This is a genomic window from Vibrio sp. 10N.261.55.C5 (assembly GCF_041470505.1).
In the GTDB taxonomy this organism is placed as follows: domain Bacteria; phylum Pseudomonadota; class Gammaproteobacteria; order Enterobacterales; family Vibrionaceae; genus Vibrio; species Vibrio crassostreae_C.
Genome location: NZ_JBFRMS010000028.1, coordinates 33,836 through 50,081 on the forward strand (window position 1 = coordinate 33,836; position 16,246 = coordinate 50,081).

13 protein-coding genes are annotated in these 16,246 nt (G+C 44.9%); 6 read left to right on the forward strand and 7 right to left on the reverse strand.

The window, feature by feature from the left end:
* Positions 1-4 precede the first annotated feature (4 nt).
* Both AB4263_RS11750 and AB4263_RS11755 read right to left on the reverse strand, forming a co-directional pair.
* Positions 5-1,540, reverse strand: coding sequence for a mannose-1-phosphate guanylyltransferase/mannose-6-phosphate isomerase (locus AB4263_RS11750; RefSeq protein WP_065675871.1), 1,536 nt, complete (start codon positions 1,538-1,540; stop codon positions 5-7).
* A gap of 86 nt (positions 1,541-1,626) precedes the next feature.
* Positions 1,627-2,796: a mechanosensitive ion channel family protein gene (locus AB4263_RS11755; RefSeq protein WP_017061743.1), complete on the reverse strand. Its 1,170-nt coding sequence runs from the start codon at positions 2,794-2,796 to the stop codon at positions 1,627-1,629.
* A gap of 186 nt (positions 2,797-2,982) precedes the next feature.
* On the opposite strand from AB4263_RS11755, the gene AB4263_RS11760 reads away from it, so the two are divergent.
* Together AB4263_RS11760 and AB4263_RS11765 are read left to right on the forward strand one after the other, a co-directional pair.
* Entirely contained in the window at positions 2,983-3,639 is a 657-nt protein-coding gene (locus AB4263_RS11760) for a TrkA family potassium uptake protein (protein WP_017064826.1), read from the forward strand.
* Between the two features lie 19 nt (positions 3,640-3,658).
* The gene (locus AB4263_RS11765) at positions 3,659-5,026 is read left to right on the forward strand and encodes a TrkH family potassium uptake protein (RefSeq protein ID WP_017065604.1); all 1,368 of its coding nucleotides are present in this window, start codon (positions 3,659-3,661) and stop codon (positions 5,024-5,026) included.
* Between the two features lie 98 nt (positions 5,027-5,124).
* Here AB4263_RS11765 and msrB read toward each other — a convergent pair whose 3' ends face one another.
* Positions 5,125-6,267 carry a peptide-methionine (R)-S-oxide reductase MsrB gene (msrB, locus tag AB4263_RS11770; protein ID WP_372098262.1) on the reverse strand — a complete coding sequence of 381 codons (1,143 nt, stop codon included), beginning with the start codon at positions 6,265-6,267 and terminating at the stop codon, positions 5,125-5,127.
* Positions 6,268-6,467: 200 nt separating this feature from the next.
* Here msrB and AB4263_RS11775 point away from each other — a divergent pair, with 200 nt between their 5' ends.
* Positions 6,468-6,866, forward strand: coding sequence for an OsmC family protein (locus AB4263_RS11775; RefSeq protein WP_372098263.1), 399 nt, complete (start codon positions 6,468-6,470; stop codon positions 6,864-6,866).
* Between the two features lie 151 nt (positions 6,867-7,017).
* On the opposite strand, the gene AB4263_RS11780 is transcribed toward AB4263_RS11775, so the two are convergent.
* The 4 genes from AB4263_RS11780 to phnW form a co-directional block, all read right to left on the reverse strand.
* Positions 7,018-8,088 carry an OmpA family protein gene (locus AB4263_RS11780; protein ID WP_372098264.1) on the reverse strand — a complete coding sequence of 357 codons (1,071 nt, stop codon included), beginning with the start codon at positions 8,086-8,088 and terminating at the stop codon, positions 7,018-7,020.
* A gap of 441 nt (positions 8,089-8,529) precedes the next feature.
* Positions 8,530-9,348 carry a phosphonoacetaldehyde hydrolase gene (gene phnX / locus AB4263_RS11785; RefSeq protein ID WP_372098265.1) on the reverse strand — a complete coding sequence of 273 codons (819 nt, stop codon included), beginning with the start codon at positions 9,346-9,348 and terminating at the stop codon, positions 8,530-8,532.
* 92 nt (positions 9,349-9,440) lie between these two features.
* On the reverse strand, positions 9,441-10,880 hold the full coding sequence (locus AB4263_RS11790) for an aspartate aminotransferase family protein (protein WP_372098266.1): 1,440 nt from the start codon (positions 10,878-10,880) through the stop codon (positions 9,441-9,443).
* Complete coding sequence (phnW, locus tag AB4263_RS11795) at positions 10,880-11,983, reverse strand: 2-aminoethylphosphonate--pyruvate transaminase (protein ID WP_372098267.1); 1,104 nt, start codon at positions 11,981-11,983, stop codon at positions 10,880-10,882. The genes AB4263_RS11790 and phnW overlap by 1 nt, the downstream gene beginning before the upstream one ends.
* A gap of 350 nt (positions 11,984-12,333) precedes the next feature.
* Here phnW and AB4263_RS11800 point away from each other — a divergent pair, with 350 nt between their 5' ends.
* From AB4263_RS11800 to AB4263_RS11810, 3 genes are all read left to right on the forward strand, one after another.
* Positions 12,334-13,344: a putative 2-aminoethylphosphonate ABC transporter substrate-binding protein gene (locus AB4263_RS11800; RefSeq protein WP_128644407.1), complete on the forward strand. Its 1,011-nt coding sequence runs from the start codon at positions 12,334-12,336 to the stop codon at positions 13,342-13,344.
* A 136-nt stretch (positions 13,345-13,480) separates the two neighbouring features.
* Entirely contained in the window at positions 13,481-14,902 is a 1,422-nt protein-coding gene (locus AB4263_RS11805) for an FAD-dependent oxidoreductase (protein ID WP_372098268.1), read from the forward strand.
* A 227-nt stretch (positions 14,903-15,129) separates the two neighbouring features.
* Positions 15,130-16,239, forward strand: coding sequence for a putative 2-aminoethylphosphonate ABC transporter ATP-binding protein (locus tag AB4263_RS11810; RefSeq protein ID WP_102491931.1), 1,110 nt, complete (start codon positions 15,130-15,132; stop codon positions 16,237-16,239).
* The last annotated feature ends 7 nt before the right edge of the window (positions 16,240-16,246 follow it).

The following is a 16,246-nucleotide window of genomic DNA, read 5'->3' on the forward strand; positions in this document are numbered from 1 at the left end:
TGCTTTATTTCGTTTGGTTGTGCTTTGATGAGTGGACTTGTTGCTTGCGCACGTCTCGCCCATAACTGTCTTGATATCGAATGATGTCGCCTTCACTTAAATGACTGCCTGTTTGTACTTCAATCATCTCGAGTGGGAGATCCCCTGGGTTCTCTAGGCTGTGAATATGACCTAAAGGGATGTAAGTGGATTGATCTTCTTCAACCAGATAGGTTTTCTCATTGTTGGTCACTTTCGCAGTACCCGCCACGACTACCCAATGTTCCGCTCTATGGTGGTGCATTTGTAACGACAACTTGTGACCGGGTTTAACGGTGATACGTTTAACTTTGTCGCGCTTGCCTAGGTCGATAACATCGTATTTACCCCAAGGTCTAAACACCTCACGATGATGCACATGTTCTGTGCGACCCGCTTGATTTAGTTGACTGACAATCGATTTAACACCCTGAACCTTGTCTTTATTTGCAACCAATATAGCGTCTTTGGTTTCGACAATAATCAGGTTGTCGACACCTACCGTCGCAACCAGCTTATTTTCAGCATGGATGTAGTTGTGTTGAGAGTCGACGGTTAACACATCACCTTCAATGACGTTATTGTGCTGATCTTTTTCGCTTACATCCCAGATCGCGGACCATGAGCCAATATCGTTCCAGCCGACATCCATCGGGATCACCGCGGCGTGCGAGGTCTTTTCCATCACGGCGTAATCGATTGAATCACTTGGACTGCTTTTGAATGCTTCAGCGTCTATACGGATAAAGTCGAGGTCGGTATTTTGCGTTGCAAGAGCGAGTTTACAAGCCGCTACTATCTCAGGGTGGTGTTCGGCGAGTTCTTCAACATAGCGTGATGCCTTAAACATGAACATGCCACTGTTCCATAAGTATTGTTCTGAGCGGATGTACTCTTCTGCTGTTGCTGTGTCTGGCTTTTCTACAAAGCATTCTATGGCGAAGGCGTGATTGATTGGCTGCTCTGTTCCATTAGTATCAGTTTGAGCACTGGAGGAAAGAGGCTCTCCCTGCTTGATATAGCCATAGCCAGTCTCTGGGGAGCTAGGTGTTATACCGAATGTCACCAGCTTGCCTTGTTTTGCATAATCAACACCACGACTAATCGCTTGTTGGAATTCAGAGGTTTTCGCGATGTGATGATCAGCAGCCAGCACTAACAAGATAGGGTCGGATGCGCTTTGTTCATTAAGCGGTGGTTTACTTAAAGCCTTTAGGGCGGCAAGCGCAATGGCTGGGGCTGTATTTCTACCGACTGGCTCTAGCAGAATACCACTATGTTGAATGTTAGCTGATCGAGCTTGTTCAGCGGCAATAAAGCGATGCTCTTCATTACAGATAATGAATGGTGCATCGCATTTACTATCCATCAAGTGCTCTTCAAGGCCTTGCAGGCGTTGAAGTGTGTGCTGAAGCATTGACTGGTCGCCGGCAATATTGAGAAATTGCTTAGGGTAAAGCTCGCGAGACAGTGGCCAGAGACGACTTCCGGAGCCGCCGGCTAGAATGACAGGTAAAATCATAGCGTGGTAATTAGGTGCATTAGAATACTGCCAGCATATTACCACGCTTCACGCTTATTACTTATCGATAACCAAGAAGGATATGACTATCGATGACCTTCCGTAGGGGAGTTCAACATGTCTTTGGGATCGCTAATATTCTGATTATCACCTAGGCTTTGAACGCTGTTATGATCTTGAACATTAGAAAAGTCTTGAGGGTCAATCTTGAGTGTCTGTGTTGGGAACGCGATGTCTGCATTGTGTTTATGAATAATCGCCAGAACCTGTAACAGAACGTCTTGCTTCACTTTGTGGTACCTGATCCAGTTGACTGTTTTTGTGAAGGTATAGATAAAGAAGTTGAGCGTTGATGGCCCAAATTTGTCAAAGTTAACGATCAACGTCTGTTTGGCATCAATATCTGGGTGGGTCTCGAGCATGGTTCTTACATCATCAACAATGAGCGCCAATTTGTCTGCATCTTGATAACGAAGACCAAAGGTTTCATTGATTCTACGATTCAACATTCTCGATGGATTCTCTACCACAATACTACTGAACACCGAATTTGGCACGTACAAAGGACGCTTATCAAAAGTGCGGATGATCGTCATGCGCCAACCAATGCGTTCGACAGTGCCTTCGATTTGACGATCGGGAGAACGTATCCAATCACCGACTTTAAAAGGGCGGTCGAAGTAAATCATCATGCCACCGAAGAAATTCGACAGTAAGTCCTTAGCCGCTAAACCGACGATCAAGCCACCAACACCACCAAAGGTGAGTAAGCCGGAAAGACTGAGCCCAAATGCCTGCATAATGGTTAGGCCGCCCATCACCATAAAGAACAAGCGAGCGACTTTCGCTATCGCTTGTACAGTGGTTTCGTCTCTGGTTTTTTGCTCTAAGACATAGGCTTCAGTGTTAGTGATCATTCGTAAGGTAAACCAAACGAATGTACAGATAATCAATATGTGTTTAAGCGTTTTTAACCAATTGATTTCATTGCCAAACTGGTCTTGAAGTATTAGCCCGATAGAGACTGTAGCAGGCCAACACCAAAGTAATGTGCTGACAGGGGTTTTTAGTGCTTCTAGCAGTAGATCGTCCCAGTGGAATGGGGTTTTCTGAACCAGAATTTCTAAGCGATTATGGATAATTCGCCAAGCTACCCAAGCGAGAAAACTCGCAATAGTGATGAATAGGACGCTGTTTGCCCAATCACTATGGCTCTGGTTGATGTAGGTTTGTACTTGGGTTATGAATTCATTCATTGTGTGTGCTGCCGCAGAAATTATGAATTGGAAATTAGCAGAAACTCGAGTTGTTCTCTACCTTTATAAATCAAGCGATTATGACAATAGTATAACCTTATTCTTGCAGAACTAACTTTTTTTGAGATAGAAACTAATGTAGGTTTGGCTATCCCGTGTAATTAAAATTTCTAAACAGGATTTCAAATGAGCGACAAACAATATGCAGTTATCGGTTTAGGGCGATTTGGTCTGTCTGTTTGCAAAGAGCTACAAAGTTCAGGGGCACAGGTACTGGCCGTCGATATTGATGAAGAGCGAGTGAAAGAAGCAGCGGCTTTTGTTTCACAAGCGATTGTTGCGAACTGCACGAGCGAAGAGACGGTGAAAGAGTTAAGACTTGATGATTACGATATGGTGATGGTGTCGATAGGCTCTGACGTTAACTCAAGCATTCTAACGACTTTGGTGGTGAAAGAATCTGGAGCAAAAGCAGTCTGGGTTAAGGCGAATGATAAGTTCCACGGCAAGATCCTCTCTAAGATTGGTGCTGACCATATCATCATGCCCGAGCGCGATATGGGTATTCGTGTTGCTCGTAAGATACTGGACAGACGCGTTCTCGAATTTATCGACCTTGGCAGTGGCTTAGCGATGACGGAGATTGTTATTGGTTCTAAACTGTTGGGTAAGAAACTTGGCGATCTTAAGCTGTGTAAAGAAAATGGAGTTGAGGTACTTGGCTTCAAGCGAGGGCCGAACCTCACTAAAGCACCAGAATTGGATGTGAGTTTAGAAATTGGGGATGTGGTGATCATCGCTGGGCCGAAAGAGACCTTATCTAGAAAGCTACGCAATTGGTAATTGGCAATAAGGTAACAGTATGAATTCGTTAAAACGAAAAGGTACTTTCTACACGCTTAAGAGTGATAAAAAGCCACGTAAAGGCTCTGAACCTAAGATTATCCTTACGAGCTTCTTAGGCGTACTTATCCCCTCTGCAATATTGTTGACGATGCCTGTATTCTCTGTGACAGGCCTAAGTTTTACGGATGCACTGTTTACAGCAACCTCGGCGATCAGTGTGACAGGATTAGGTGTTGTCGATACCGGTGAGCATTTCACCTTGGCGGGCAAAATCTTACTGATGTTCTTGATGCAAGTCGGCGGGTTAGGGCAGATGACTCTATCTGCGGTACTGCTTTACATGTTCGGTGTTAGGTTAAGCCTTAAACAACAAGCACTCGCGAAAGAAGCGCTTGGTCAAGATCGTAAGATTAACCTTCGTAAATTGGTTAAGAAGATCATCATCTTTGCATTAGTGGCTGAATTTATCGGTTTTGTATTGCTCTGCTTCCGCTGGGTACCTGAGATGGGATGGTCAACGGGCAGTTTTTATGCTCTATTTCATGCGATATCTGCATTCAATAACGCAGGTTTTGCACTGTTTTCAGACAGTATGATGAGTTTTGTTGATGATCCGCTGGTGATCTTCACCTTAGCTGGCTTGTTTATTTTCGGTGGGCTAGGCTTCACAGTCGTCGGCGACCTATCGAGTAACTGGCGTAAAGGTTTTCGACATCTTCATTTACACACCAAGATTATGCTAACCGCCACTCCGACTCTATTGTTGGTAGGTACGGTATTGTTCTGGCTGCTAGAAAGAAATAACTCAGCAACCATGGAAGGGTTATCGACTCAAGGACAGTGGCTAGCCGCATTTTTTCAGTCGGCAAGTGCTCGTACTGCTGGCTTTAATAGTGTGGATTTGTCTCAGTACACACAGCCTGCGTTGCTGGTAATGATTGTACTGATGTTGATTGGTGCAGGTTCTACCTCAACAGGTGGTGGTATTAAGGTTTCGACCTTTGCAGTAGCCTTTGTCGCAACGTGGACCTTCCTCCGTCAGAAAAAGCACGTGGTGATGTTTAAGCGCACTGTGACTTGGCAAGCGGTAACAAAGTCATTGGCCATTATTGTGGTAAGTGGGGCGTTATTAACCACCGCGATGTTTTTGTTAATGCTTACTGAAAAGGCAGCGTTTGATCGAGTCATGTTTGAGGTGATTTCTGCCTTTGCAACGGTTGGTTTAACAGCTGGCTTAACCGCAAACCTGACTGAGCCAGGTAAATACATCATGATTGTGGTTATGGTGATTGGACGTATCGGCCCCCTGACCTTGGCTTATATGCTAGCTCGTCCAGAACCTTCCTTGTTGAAATACCCTGAAGACACGGTGTTAACGGGTTAATTAGGTCCACGGGCTGATAAATAAAGCTCTGTAAATAAAAACAAAGCTAGCGATATGCTGGCTTTGTTGTCATAGGCTGATCGTTAATTGCTGAATGCCTATCCCTCAAACATCTCAACGTATTCCTCATAGCCTTCTTCTGCTAATTTATCCGCAGGGATAAAGCGCATTGCGGCTGAGTTCATGCAGTAACGTAACCCTGTTGGTTTTGGACCATCTTTGAATACATGCCCTAGGTGGGAATCGCCAAACTTACTTCGAACCTCTGTTCTTGGGTAAAGCAGCTTGTAGTCAGTAGTTGTAACGACATAAGCTTCGCTGATTGGTTGGGTGAAGCTCGGCCAACCCGTACCTGATTTGTATTTGTCTTTTGATGAGAACAAAGGCTCACCGGTAACGATATCAACGTAAATACCTTCTTGCTTGTTATCCCAGTATTTGTTGTCAAATGGGCGCTCAGTAGCGTCTTCTTGCGTTACATCGTATTGAAGTGCTGTAAGCTTCGCTTTGATCTCTGCATCAGACGGTTTTACGTATGTTTTAGCATTCGCTGTCGCATTCTTACTGTCGATGATCTGACGTAGTGTTTTAGGGTTGTCCTTTCTATCATCACCGAAGATTTTATCTAAATACTGATCACGACCTGAAGCGTAACGATAGTAGTTATAACGAACCTTACTCTTCTTGTAATAATCTTGGTGGTAATCTTCTGCTGGCCAGAACTTCTCAAATTTTATCAGTTCTGTTTTTAGTGGTGCACCAAAGATATTAGCTTTGTCGATCTCCATCATGAAGTTCTGAGCAACATCTTTTTGTGCTTGGTTATGATAGAAAATAGCCGGTCGATAATGACGGCCTCGGTCTACAAAAGAGCCTTTGTCATCGGTTGGATCGATGTGTCTGAAGAATTGGTCAAGAACCTGTTCATAGCTAACAACATCAGGGTTGTAAGTCACGTTTATCACTTCGATGTGACCCGACTTGCCTGAGGATACTTGTTTGTAGGTTGGGTTTTCTAGTTCACCGCCAGAATACCCAGAGATAACGTCGGTGACGCCTGTCAGCTTTTCTAGGTCGGACTCCGTACACCAAAAACAGCCACCAGCCAGTGTCGCGATTTCACTTTTACCTGAATTGGCTGTTTTATCCATTGTATTGGCAGTGCCAGTCTGGCTTACAAACAGCGAAATCAGTGGTAGCGCAACCACGAGTGATACCAATATTTTAGATAATTTATTCATAGATACCTCATCTTGACGTTCTTCTCATTCGATTTTGAATGTACGAATAGAGACAGGTTTTAGATGGAAAAAATTGCATCATTCACAAAAAAATATGTCGCCGAGAAAATCTTGCTCATAAATGCCGCCAGTAGTAGGGTGTCAGTATTGATATCCAATAATAGACAGCGATGGCGGTTATCGTACATCTAAGGAACAACATGCAAGCAGAAGTTAAATGGGTCGAAGGCTTTAAATTCCTAGGTCAATCTCAATCTGGCCACTCTGTAGTAATGGATGGCAGTGGTGGTGCAACCGCGCCAAGCCCAATGGAAATGGTCCTTATGGCCGCTGGTGGTTGTAGCTCTGTTGATGTCGTCGATGGTTTGAAATCTGCAGGCCAGAACATCACAGGCTGTAATGCAAAACTTGAAACGACACGTCGTGAAACAGCACCAAAAATCTTTACTGTGATTAACATTCACTTTGAAGTGTCTGGTGACAACCTTGATCCTGAGCAGGTCGCTAAGGTGTGTGTGGATTCATTAGAAAAGTACTGTTCTGTATGTCTAATGTTAGGTGCTGGCGTAGAAATGACTCACAGCTGGGAAATCGTCTAGTCTTCTGATTGTACAGCTTGGCGGTAGGCTAATCTTTACGGCTTACGGCTTACGGCTTATCGCTTACGGTTTTTAGGCATAGCCAGACAAAGAAAAGGGCGGAGCACTTTGAGTGCTCCGCCCTTATTATTTCGGCTAAGGTAGAGTGCTGTTATTCAGCAGTTTCTACGATAACTTCTTCAACTTGTACTTCTTCTTGGTATTCGAAACCAGGGATCGTTGCGTCAACACGACGGTTTTGAGCACGACCTTCAGCTGTAGCGTTTGATGCAATTGGATTCTCTTCGCCTTCACCTGACGCTGTAATACGGTCTGCTTCAATGCCTTGCTCTTCGATGTATGCGGCTACAGCAGCAGCACGTTTCTTAGAGATCATTAGATTATACTCAGCTGCACCTGTTGAGTCGGTGTGACCAACAACATCAACTGATGATTGAGGGTGAGCTTTAAGTACTTCAACTAATGGCATTAATGCAATTTTACCATCTGTAGACAGTTCAGTACTGTTTGTCTCAAACATACCTTGAGAGAAGCTCTCAGTTTGCGCTTTAGTAACAACCACGGTTGTCTTCTCTTCAACAACAACTGCTGGTTCTGTGATTGGCTCAGATGGCGCTTGAGTCACTGCTGCCGCAGAAGCTGCTGCTGCCGCCGCTGATGCAGTTGTGTTACCAGTACCGAAGTTGTAGCTAACACCAACAGACAGTAGGTTTGAGTTTAGGTCTTGAACGTAGTTGTCGTCGAAGTCATCAAAGTATTGGTACTCAACGCGTAGTGCCCAATCAGAAGAAAGTTGCTTCTCTACACCGATACCAGCAGAAAGTACAACGTCATCTTCACCACCGTGCGAGATGTAAGCAGGACCTGCTTTGAAGAATACGTCAAACTCTTGCTGTACTGGAAGGCGGTACATTGGCGTTAGTGAGATTGCGATTAGTGGATCGCTGAACGCAGCTGTTGTGCCGTTCTTTGAAAAGCTTGTCTTGTAGTCGCCAAGGAAGTCTGAGCTTAGCTCAATACCAAACTTGTCATTAAAATTGTAGCCAGAGTAGATGCCTGCACCAATTGCATCATCATCACATTTAGCACCGGCTACACATGCGCTGTCTAGCCAGCCCATACCCACTTTTGCACCTACATAAGTGGTTGCAGCAATAGAAGGCGCTGCTGCTAGGCCTGAAGCGGCAACAACAGCACACATGATTTTTGACAGTCTTTTCATAATCTTATCCTTGGATTAGCTATTATTGTTATCTGAACTTACCAGTAAAACGATCACTTATTGGGTTACGACACTGCTTATAATAAGTAAATCAAGGTGTTGGTTCAGGTGAACCTGTTTCTTTCTCAGTACTTATATTGTTAATCTGATTGCGTATTGGAGTCAATGAAATTGTTAAATATTATATATTTAAGATGCCTTTATTGTTGATTTTATCATTTGTTGGAATGTTTATGTTTATGTTTAAGCTATAGCCTAGCCTCGTCTATTTACCAGTGGCGCTACGGGTAATAAGTAAAAAACTTGCGCTTTATCATGCTTATAAAACAAAAATCCCCACCCAATATGTCTAACTCGGTTGAGTACATGATTGGATAGGGATTTGAATTAAAGCTATAGCGGTATTTTCACGTTTTACATCACGTAATAGCTCGACTTTGTTTACGGACGCTCACCCGCCAATAAACGCTTCTCGATATCTGCAATTACGCTAGGTAAGTCTGCAATGGTATCGATCAGGTAATGAGGGTTTGATTTGTTCAGATTCACGCTTGCTTTTTCACGCGCCGTTGCCAGAGTTGCTTCGTCTGCGTCTAAGTATTCTTGATACGTTAAGCCTGCTTCGTTACCTGATAGAACAAGGCCTACCGTCCACATGCCTGCGTTGTGACCTTCATCAATGCCGGGTGCTGCGTCATCCACTTTCACACACGCTGCAACGCTCGTCACGCCTAGGTCAATGACGTTTTTAAGTGCCATGAATGGAGCTGGGCGACCGCCTTGCGGTAAGTCATCAGTCGCTACTACGTTGTCAGGAAGATAACCATAATCTGCGGCTGCTGGAATCAGTACGTCCATCACTTCTCGTGGGTAACCTGAACAAGAACCAATTTTTACGTTCTTCTCTTTAAGGTTATTTACTACTTCAATCGCGTTTAAAATTGGCGCTGCGTGGTCGGCTACTTTCGCTTTTTGAAGAGGCATGAATGCCGCGTAGATCGCATCAACGTCTTCACTGGTCATCGAACGTCCGAACTGGGCATTCCAACGAGCATCAACAGCAGGGATTCGACCCACCGCTTGGATGTGATCCCATTTACCGATACCCATAGGTTCACGAGCTTCAGCTAAGTCGATGTCAAAGTCGAAACCTTGTTTGAATGCTTCAACGAAGATGCTAGTTGGAGCAAACGACCCAAAATCAACGATAGTGCCGGCCCAGTCAAAGATAACCGCTTGGATAGGTGATGTCGTGTTCATAATAGTGTCCTATTTTTGTGTCACTCCCAGTTCAAAGTTCTGGGAAACAAATGGTTGTTTAAGGTTATTGGTTTAAATGTTGATTTCGAGAATTAAAGGTATTCAAAATCTTTGCAGACTTTGGCTATCGCTTTTTCGAATACAGACAGAGCGACTTGTAGTTCGCTGCGGATGATGATCAATGGTGGGCTCAACTGAATCACATTACCTTGTGACACCTTGAAACTCAGGCCATCGTTTAGACACTGGTAAAGTACTGCTTCTGCTTCATCAAAAGCTCGGGTTTTGGTGATATGATCTGTGACCAATTCCACCCCCCAGAGCAGGCCGATGCCGCGAACGTCACCAATGACTGGGTACTTCTCTTTCATTTGAAGCAGCTGTTCACGCACGAATACGCTGTCCGCTTGTACTTTTTCAAGTAGGTTTTCTTGTTCAATCACTTCCATGGTCGCGAGTGCTGCCGCGCAACCAATAGGGCTTTTCTCATGGGTGTAGTGACCAAGAGATACTTGCGCTGCCGTGTTGTATTTGTCTTTTGTGATCATGGCTGCGATTGGTACTAAGCCGCCGCCAAAACCTTTACCGATACAAAGAATGTCAGGCTCGATATCAAAAGCTTGGTGTGTAAACCATTCGCCACTGCGACCCATGCCATTAGGGATGTCATCAATGATCAACAGGACGTTGTGTTTGTCACAAATCTCACGGATGCGCTTCCAGTAAGCTTTGCTTGGTACTTGCACGTCTGTGTTACGCACTGCTTCTGCAATGAAGGCACCAATGCCACCTTCTTTTTCAATCACGTACTCTAGGTAATCGGCATAATGCACATCACATGTGGTCTCGTTCGCATCGCCGGAGTTTTGCCCGCGAAGCGATAAAGAGTCATTAAGCGGGAAAGCACCACGATAAGAGACCGCTGGTGGAATGCGCTCTACGCTAGCCATTAATGGCCCCATGCCTTCGCGGAAACAAGCTTCACCACCCACTGAAATTGCGTCCAGTGACGCGCCATGGAATGAGTCCCACAGTGAAACGACCTTGAAGTTGTTGGTGACATGTCGAGCCAGTTTGAGTGCCATGCCGATAACCGAAGTACCACCCGGTGCAAACAACACGCGATTCAAATCACCACCGCAGATCTGTGTGAGTTTCTCAGCACACTGAACGGCCGTCTCATTGGTAAAGCGACGCGGTGAAAACGGCAATGACGCCATTTGCTGAGTCACTTTATTGATGATGTGTGGGTGACCATAACCTAGCTGGTGAACATTATTGCCGTGAAAGTCCATGTACTTCTTGCCCGTCGCATCTTGAATGTAGATGCCTTCGGCTGCTTCAAGTGTGTCTAGGCAAGGCGTTGACATCGCTTGATGAAGAAACACGTCAGCATCACGCTTTAACATTACTTGAGTCGCATCATCGTTTAGCGACTCGTTCCATTTTTCGCGTGCTGGCGTGGTGTTCACATCGCCTTCGCTTCGAAAGTGTGTGGCCTTTAGAACTGGCTCTGGATTGGTCGTCGTCATTATTTGATGTCCCAGTACATAGCGTTTTTCACTGCGCTAATGAGAGCTTCAATGTCTGACGGATACACTTCACCAATGTTACCGATGCGGAAGCAGTCTGCGTTTGAAACCTTGCCCGGGTAAATCACAAACCCTTGCTCTTTCAAACGGTCATAGAATTCCTTGAATTGGTAATCGCTATGAGTTGGAGAATAGAAAGAGGTGATGATAGGTGAATGAAGGTCATCATTAAGCAGTGGTTCAAAACCAAGAGAACGCATACCTGCAACCAATGTGGTTTGGTTGGTTTGGTAGCGACTATGACGAGCTTCGATGCCGCCTTCTTGTTCCAATTCAAGTAGAGCTTGGTAGAAAGCGCGCACTGTATGAGTCGGAGACGTGAAGCGCCATTTACCGAGGTTGCTTTCCATGCAGTGCCATTGGTCAAACAGATCAAGGCTTAATGAACGAGCTTGGCCTTTGCACTTTGCCAGTTCCGATTGCTTAGCAATAACAAAGCCGAAGCCCGGTACACCTTGGACGCACTTGTTTGCAGAGCTGATCATGTAATCGATACCTAAGTCAGCGATATCCATAGGGATGCCACCAAAGCTCGACATTGCATCGAGAATGACGGTTTTGTTGTGCTGTTTTGCCAATTTGGCAATGTCTTCAATTGGATTCAGCATGCCTGTCGTGGTTTCACAGTGCACAATCGCAACGTGAGTAATGTCTGAATCCATGGCCAATGCCGTTTCCATTTCGTTCAAGTCAGGCTGTGATGTTTCACCTGGGGAAACGACATGGCATGGAATGTTTAAATATTCTGCGATTTGAGCAATACGAGCACCATACGCACCGTTATCGACCACAAGAAGCTTATCGCTGTTAGAGATAACGCTACCGATTGTTGCTTCAACTGAAGCAGTGCCGCTGCCTTGCATTAATACACTTGTATATCCCGCCTGCTTAGTCGCCAAAGTAACAAGCTTGCTACGAATCACTTCAACAACGTCTTTGTTGTATTCATCATCCCAAGTACACCAGTCTTTTAGCATCGCTTGGCGAACGGTTTCAGAAGTAGATAGAGGACCCGGTGTCAGCAGTAAGTATTCGTTTCTCATGTTCAATTCTCGCGATTTGTATTTTGGACTATACCAATACTTGCGGTTACTTTAACAACCAATTTAAACGGTCGTAAATAGCCCAAACGTTATTTTCACAAAAGCTTCATATTCAAATTTGTCACTTTTGTTGAGAAATTTTCCGATCTTTAAATTGCCATTTTTTGTTCATTTAATCGTCATAAAAGCCAGTTAGCTTAATACTCGAAATCTGGTACATACCAATGCAAAGGTGTGTGTTAACAACCTAAATGAATTTATGGATATAGAAGCCTCTAGATGGAGCTTCTAGCCTTAACAACTTTAACCTTGGCAATTCCTAACCTTGGCATCGGGCCTGACTGGAGAAAATGATGAAAAACCGTTTTATGAAAGGATCACTTGCAGCTTTAGTTACTCTATTGGCTGGTAATGCTTATGCAGCACAGGAAGTGACGGTTTACACCGCTTTTGAAACTGACATTTTAGCGAAGTACAAAAACGCATTTGAAAGTGAAAACCCAGACATCAACATCAAGTGGGTACGTGATTCAACTGGGATCATGACGGCAAAATTATTGGCCGAAAAAAACAACCCGCGTGCAGAGGTAGTTTGGGGACTTGCTGGTTCTTCAATGGCACTGCTTAAGGAGGAGGGCATTCTTAAGCCTTACACTCCTCAAGGTGTAGAAGCGCTGCGCTCAAACCTCAACGATCCGCAATCTACTCAAGCTTGGTATGGCAACGATGCATTCTTCAATGCGGTTTGTTTCAACGAAGCGGTAGCGAAACAACTTAACCTACCAGCACCTAAATCTTGGGATGACCTAACCAAGCCTATCTACAAAGGCCACATTGCGATGCCAAACCCAGCGTCTTCTGGTACGGGTTATATGCAAGTGTCTGCTTGGCTACAAAACATGGGTGAAGACCAAGGTTGGAACTACATGCAGAAGCTAGACCAAAACATCGCTCACTACACGCACTCTGGTTCTAAGCCATGTGTTCAAGCGGGTATGGGTGAAGTCGCTATCGGTATTTCTATGGCGAGCCGCGGCGCTAAGCTGAAAACTCAAGGTGCACCACTTTCTGTGATTACGCCTGAAGGTATCGGCTGGGAATCTGAAGCGGTAGGTCTTGTGAAGCCGTCTGATGCTGCGCAACGCGTGGTTGATTGGTCTATCTCTAAAGCAGCAAACGAGCTTTACATCGAAATGTACCCAGTTGTTGGTCACCAAGATGTGACGGCAACAATTGAAAACTTCCCTAACGTCGAAAAGAACATGGCAAAAATGGACTTTGCACGTATGGGCAGCGAGCGTGCAGACGTATTGAAAACATGGTCTGAGAAGTTTGACGCTAAATCAGAGCCAAAATCTTAATCTATCGAGCTACTCAGTTAATTAACTATTTAGCTATTTAACTGTTTAGTTCATTAGAAGTTAGAAATCAGTAAAGGAAGGCTTCGGTCTTCCTTTTTTAGTTTTACGCCTTTAGGTTTTAAGTAAGGTACAACAAATGACAAAGCACTACTCATATTGGTTCAAGCAAGCGTTGGAACAAGAGTTTGGCAACATCCATGCGGGGCTAGATTCGGCTAAGCCGCTCCAAAAAGACGTCAACTGTGATATCGCCATTGTTGGCGGTGGCTATACAGGTTTATGGACGGCGATTTTAATCAAACAACAGCAACCAGAAAAGCATGTTGTCGTGATTGAAAAAGGCCTATGTGGTAGCGGTGCTTCTAGTGCGAACGGCGGTTGCATGCTGACGTGGTCAACTAAGTATCCGACGCTGAAAAAGCTCTATGGAAAAGAACAAGCGAAATGGTTGGTTAAGGAGTCGGAAAAGGTTATATACGAGATCGAAGCCTTCTGTAACGAACACAAGATTGACGCGCATCTATATCGAAGCGGTACTTATTACACGGCGACTAATGAAGCCCAAAAGGGTGGAATGGAGCCTGTTGTTAATGAGCTGGTTAAGCAGGGTATCAATAGCTGGAAGAAGTGCGACAATTCTTTGGCTGATAAAGCGGGATCTGAACGCCACATTGAGGGTTACTACTCAGAAGCTGCGGGTAGTGTGCAGCCAGCGTTATTGGCGAGAGGCTTACGCCGCGTTGCGATCGAATTGGGTGTCGAAATTCACGAAAACACAGAAATGACATCACTCGACTATGGCTCTCCCGCTCGAATTCAAACCAAAGGCGGGTCAGTATTTGCGGATAAAGTGATTTTGGCACTCAATGCGTGGATGCTCGATCACTTCAAAGAGTTCAAACGCAGCATTGTGGTTGTCTCTTCAGATATGGTGGTGACCAAGCCCATTCCGGAAAAGCTCAAGCAATTTGGCCCAGAGAAAGGGGCGGCGGTGGTAGATTCGCGTATCTTTGTCCACTACTACCGAGATACCCAGGACGGACGACTCATGTTGGGCAAAGGCGGCAATAAATTCTCGTTTGCGAATCAGGTTGAAAGCATGTTCAACCAAACGACTAACTACCTACCGATTCTCAATCAATCGTTCCAAAAACTGTTCCCTAAATTGGAACAAAGTGAATTCGATTACAACTGGTCTGGCGGCTCAGATCGTTCGGTTACCGGATTGCCATTTTTCGGTAACCTAAAAGGCCAAAGCAACATCTATTATGGGCTTGGTTATTCAGGCAATGGCGTTGCTCAAACCCGTATGGGCGGGAAGATTTTGTCAGCAATGGTGCTCGATATCGACAATGCTTGGACACGAAGCGGTTTAACTAAAGGCCCGTTAGGACACTTCCCGCCAGAGCCATTTCGTTGGGTAGGTGCGATGATGGTGCGTGATGCGGTACGAAGAAAAGAGAACGCGGAAGATTCGGGTAACACGCCATTGTGGCTAGATAAACAGTTATCCAAACTCGCAGGTGCGGCGGGCAAAGCCGACAAGGTTGAATCATAGATTAATCTTGCGTTTAAATTAGAAGTTTACATTAAGGCTCTCAGTGATTTATGGGCAAGTCACTGAGGGCTTTCAACGTTGAACGAACTGTTAATGCTGAACAAATAGCAATCCTTAATGCTTATTATATCTGCAATATAACTGTCATTTAGCTACTATAAATTTGTCACTCAACTGCAATATTCTCAGTTTAAATTTGGTATATACCATATAGAGAGTGCTGTAGTATGAGCAACCAAACTTATTTGAATATTGAAAACGTTGTAAAGCAATTTGGCCAATTTACAGCGTTAAAAGACATCTCCCTATCGATAGATAAAGGCGAGTTCGTCTGCTTCCTTGGCCCATCTGGCTGTGGAAAAACCACCTTATTACGTGCGATTGCAGGCCTAGACTTACCAACGTCAGGTTCTATTGAGCAGAACGGTAATGATACGACCTTCTTGCCACCAGAAAAGCGCGACTTTGGCATCGTGTTCCAGTCTTACGCTTTGTTTCCAAATCTCACTGTGGAAGAAAATATTGCGATTGGTCTGAAAAACCAAGGCATGTCGACCAAAGAAGCCCTTGAGACGGTTGAGTCTTGGTTAGAAACCATCGGCTTACCAACGTCTGGTCAGAAATATCCAAATCAGCTATCTGGTGGACAGCAGCAGCGTGTTGCTCTGGCTCGCGCATTGGCGTTATCTCCAGGCTTGTTGCTACTCGACGAACCACTTTCTGCGTTGGACGCGAAGGTAAGAACACACCTACGTGATGAGATCTGCCAACTGCAACGCAAGCTGGGTATCACCACTATTATGGTGACGCACGACCAAGATGAAGCGTTAACGATGGCAGACCGTATTGTCGTGATGAATCATGGTGTTATCGAGCAGGTCGGTGCCCCACAAGAGATCTACCAAAAACCCGTCAGTCGTTTTGTGGCTGAGTTTGTTGGCAGCATGAACTTCATTCAAGCTTCTGTCGCAGCGCAAGGCAAGATACGTATTGCTGAGTCGATGTTACCGTTGCCGGGTTTAGATAACCTCACGCCAAAACTTGGTGATGTTTTCGATATTGCCGTTCGTCCAGAGCAAATCCAGTTTGTGGATCGTTTTAGTGAGTCATTACCCGTGAGAATCGTATCAAGCGAATTCTTAGGGGCGTTTTATCGTGTTGAGTGTCAATTGCAACATGACTCAACGGCGAAAGAGATCATCGTTGATGTATCAGTCAAAGAGTTCAACCGATTGAAGCTGCGTCGCAGTGATATTCGTTACGTGGCGTTTGATCAAGATGGCCTTAGAGCTTACCCATCGAAAAGCCTGCAAGTGATGAAAGACGAGGCGGCGTAAATAATCA

Bases quoted from the DNA above. Each gene is read 5' to 3' on its own strand.
- AB4263_RS11750 (WP_065675871.1), bottom strand. From the start codon at position 1,540: ATGATTTTACCTGTCATTCTAGCCGGCGGCTCCGGAAGTCGTCTCTGG.
- AB4263_RS11755 (WP_017061743.1), bottom strand. From the start codon at position 2,796: ATGAATGAATTCATAACCCAAGTACAAACCTACATCAACCAGAGCCAT.
- AB4263_RS11760 (WP_017064826.1), top strand. From the start codon at position 2,983: ATGAGCGACAAACAATATGCAGTTATCGGTTTAGGGCGATTTGGTCTG.
- AB4263_RS11765 (WP_017065604.1), top strand. From the start codon at position 3,659: ATGAATTCGTTAAAACGAAAAGGTACTTTCTACACGCTTAAGAGTGAT.
- msrB (WP_372098262.1), bottom strand. From the start codon at position 6,267: ATGAATAAATTATCTAAAATATTGGTATCACTCGTGGTTGCGCTACCA.
- AB4263_RS11775 (WP_372098263.1), top strand. From the start codon at position 6,468: ATGCAAGCAGAAGTTAAATGGGTCGAAGGCTTTAAATTCCTAGGTCAA.
- AB4263_RS11780 (WP_372098264.1), bottom strand. From the start codon at position 8,088: ATGAAAAGACTGTCAAAAATCATGTGTGCTGTTGTTGCCGCTTCAGGC.
- phnX (WP_372098265.1), bottom strand. From the start codon at position 9,348: ATGAACACGACATCACCTATCCAAGCGGTTATCTTTGACTGGGCCGGC.
- AB4263_RS11790 (WP_372098266.1), bottom strand. From the start codon at position 10,880: ATGACGACGACCAATCCAGAGCCAGTTCTAAAGGCCACACACTTTCGA.
- phnW (WP_372098267.1), bottom strand. From the start codon at position 11,983: ATGAGAAACGAATACTTACTGCTGACACCGGGTCCTCTATCTACTTCT.
- AB4263_RS11800 (WP_128644407.1), top strand. From the start codon at position 12,334: ATGATGAAAAACCGTTTTATGAAAGGATCACTTGCAGCTTTAGTTACT.
- AB4263_RS11805 (WP_372098268.1), top strand. From the start codon at position 13,481: ATGACAAAGCACTACTCATATTGGTTCAAGCAAGCGTTGGAACAAGAG.
- AB4263_RS11810 (WP_102491931.1), top strand. From the start codon at position 15,130: ATGAGCAACCAAACTTATTTGAATATTGAAAACGTTGTAAAGCAATTT.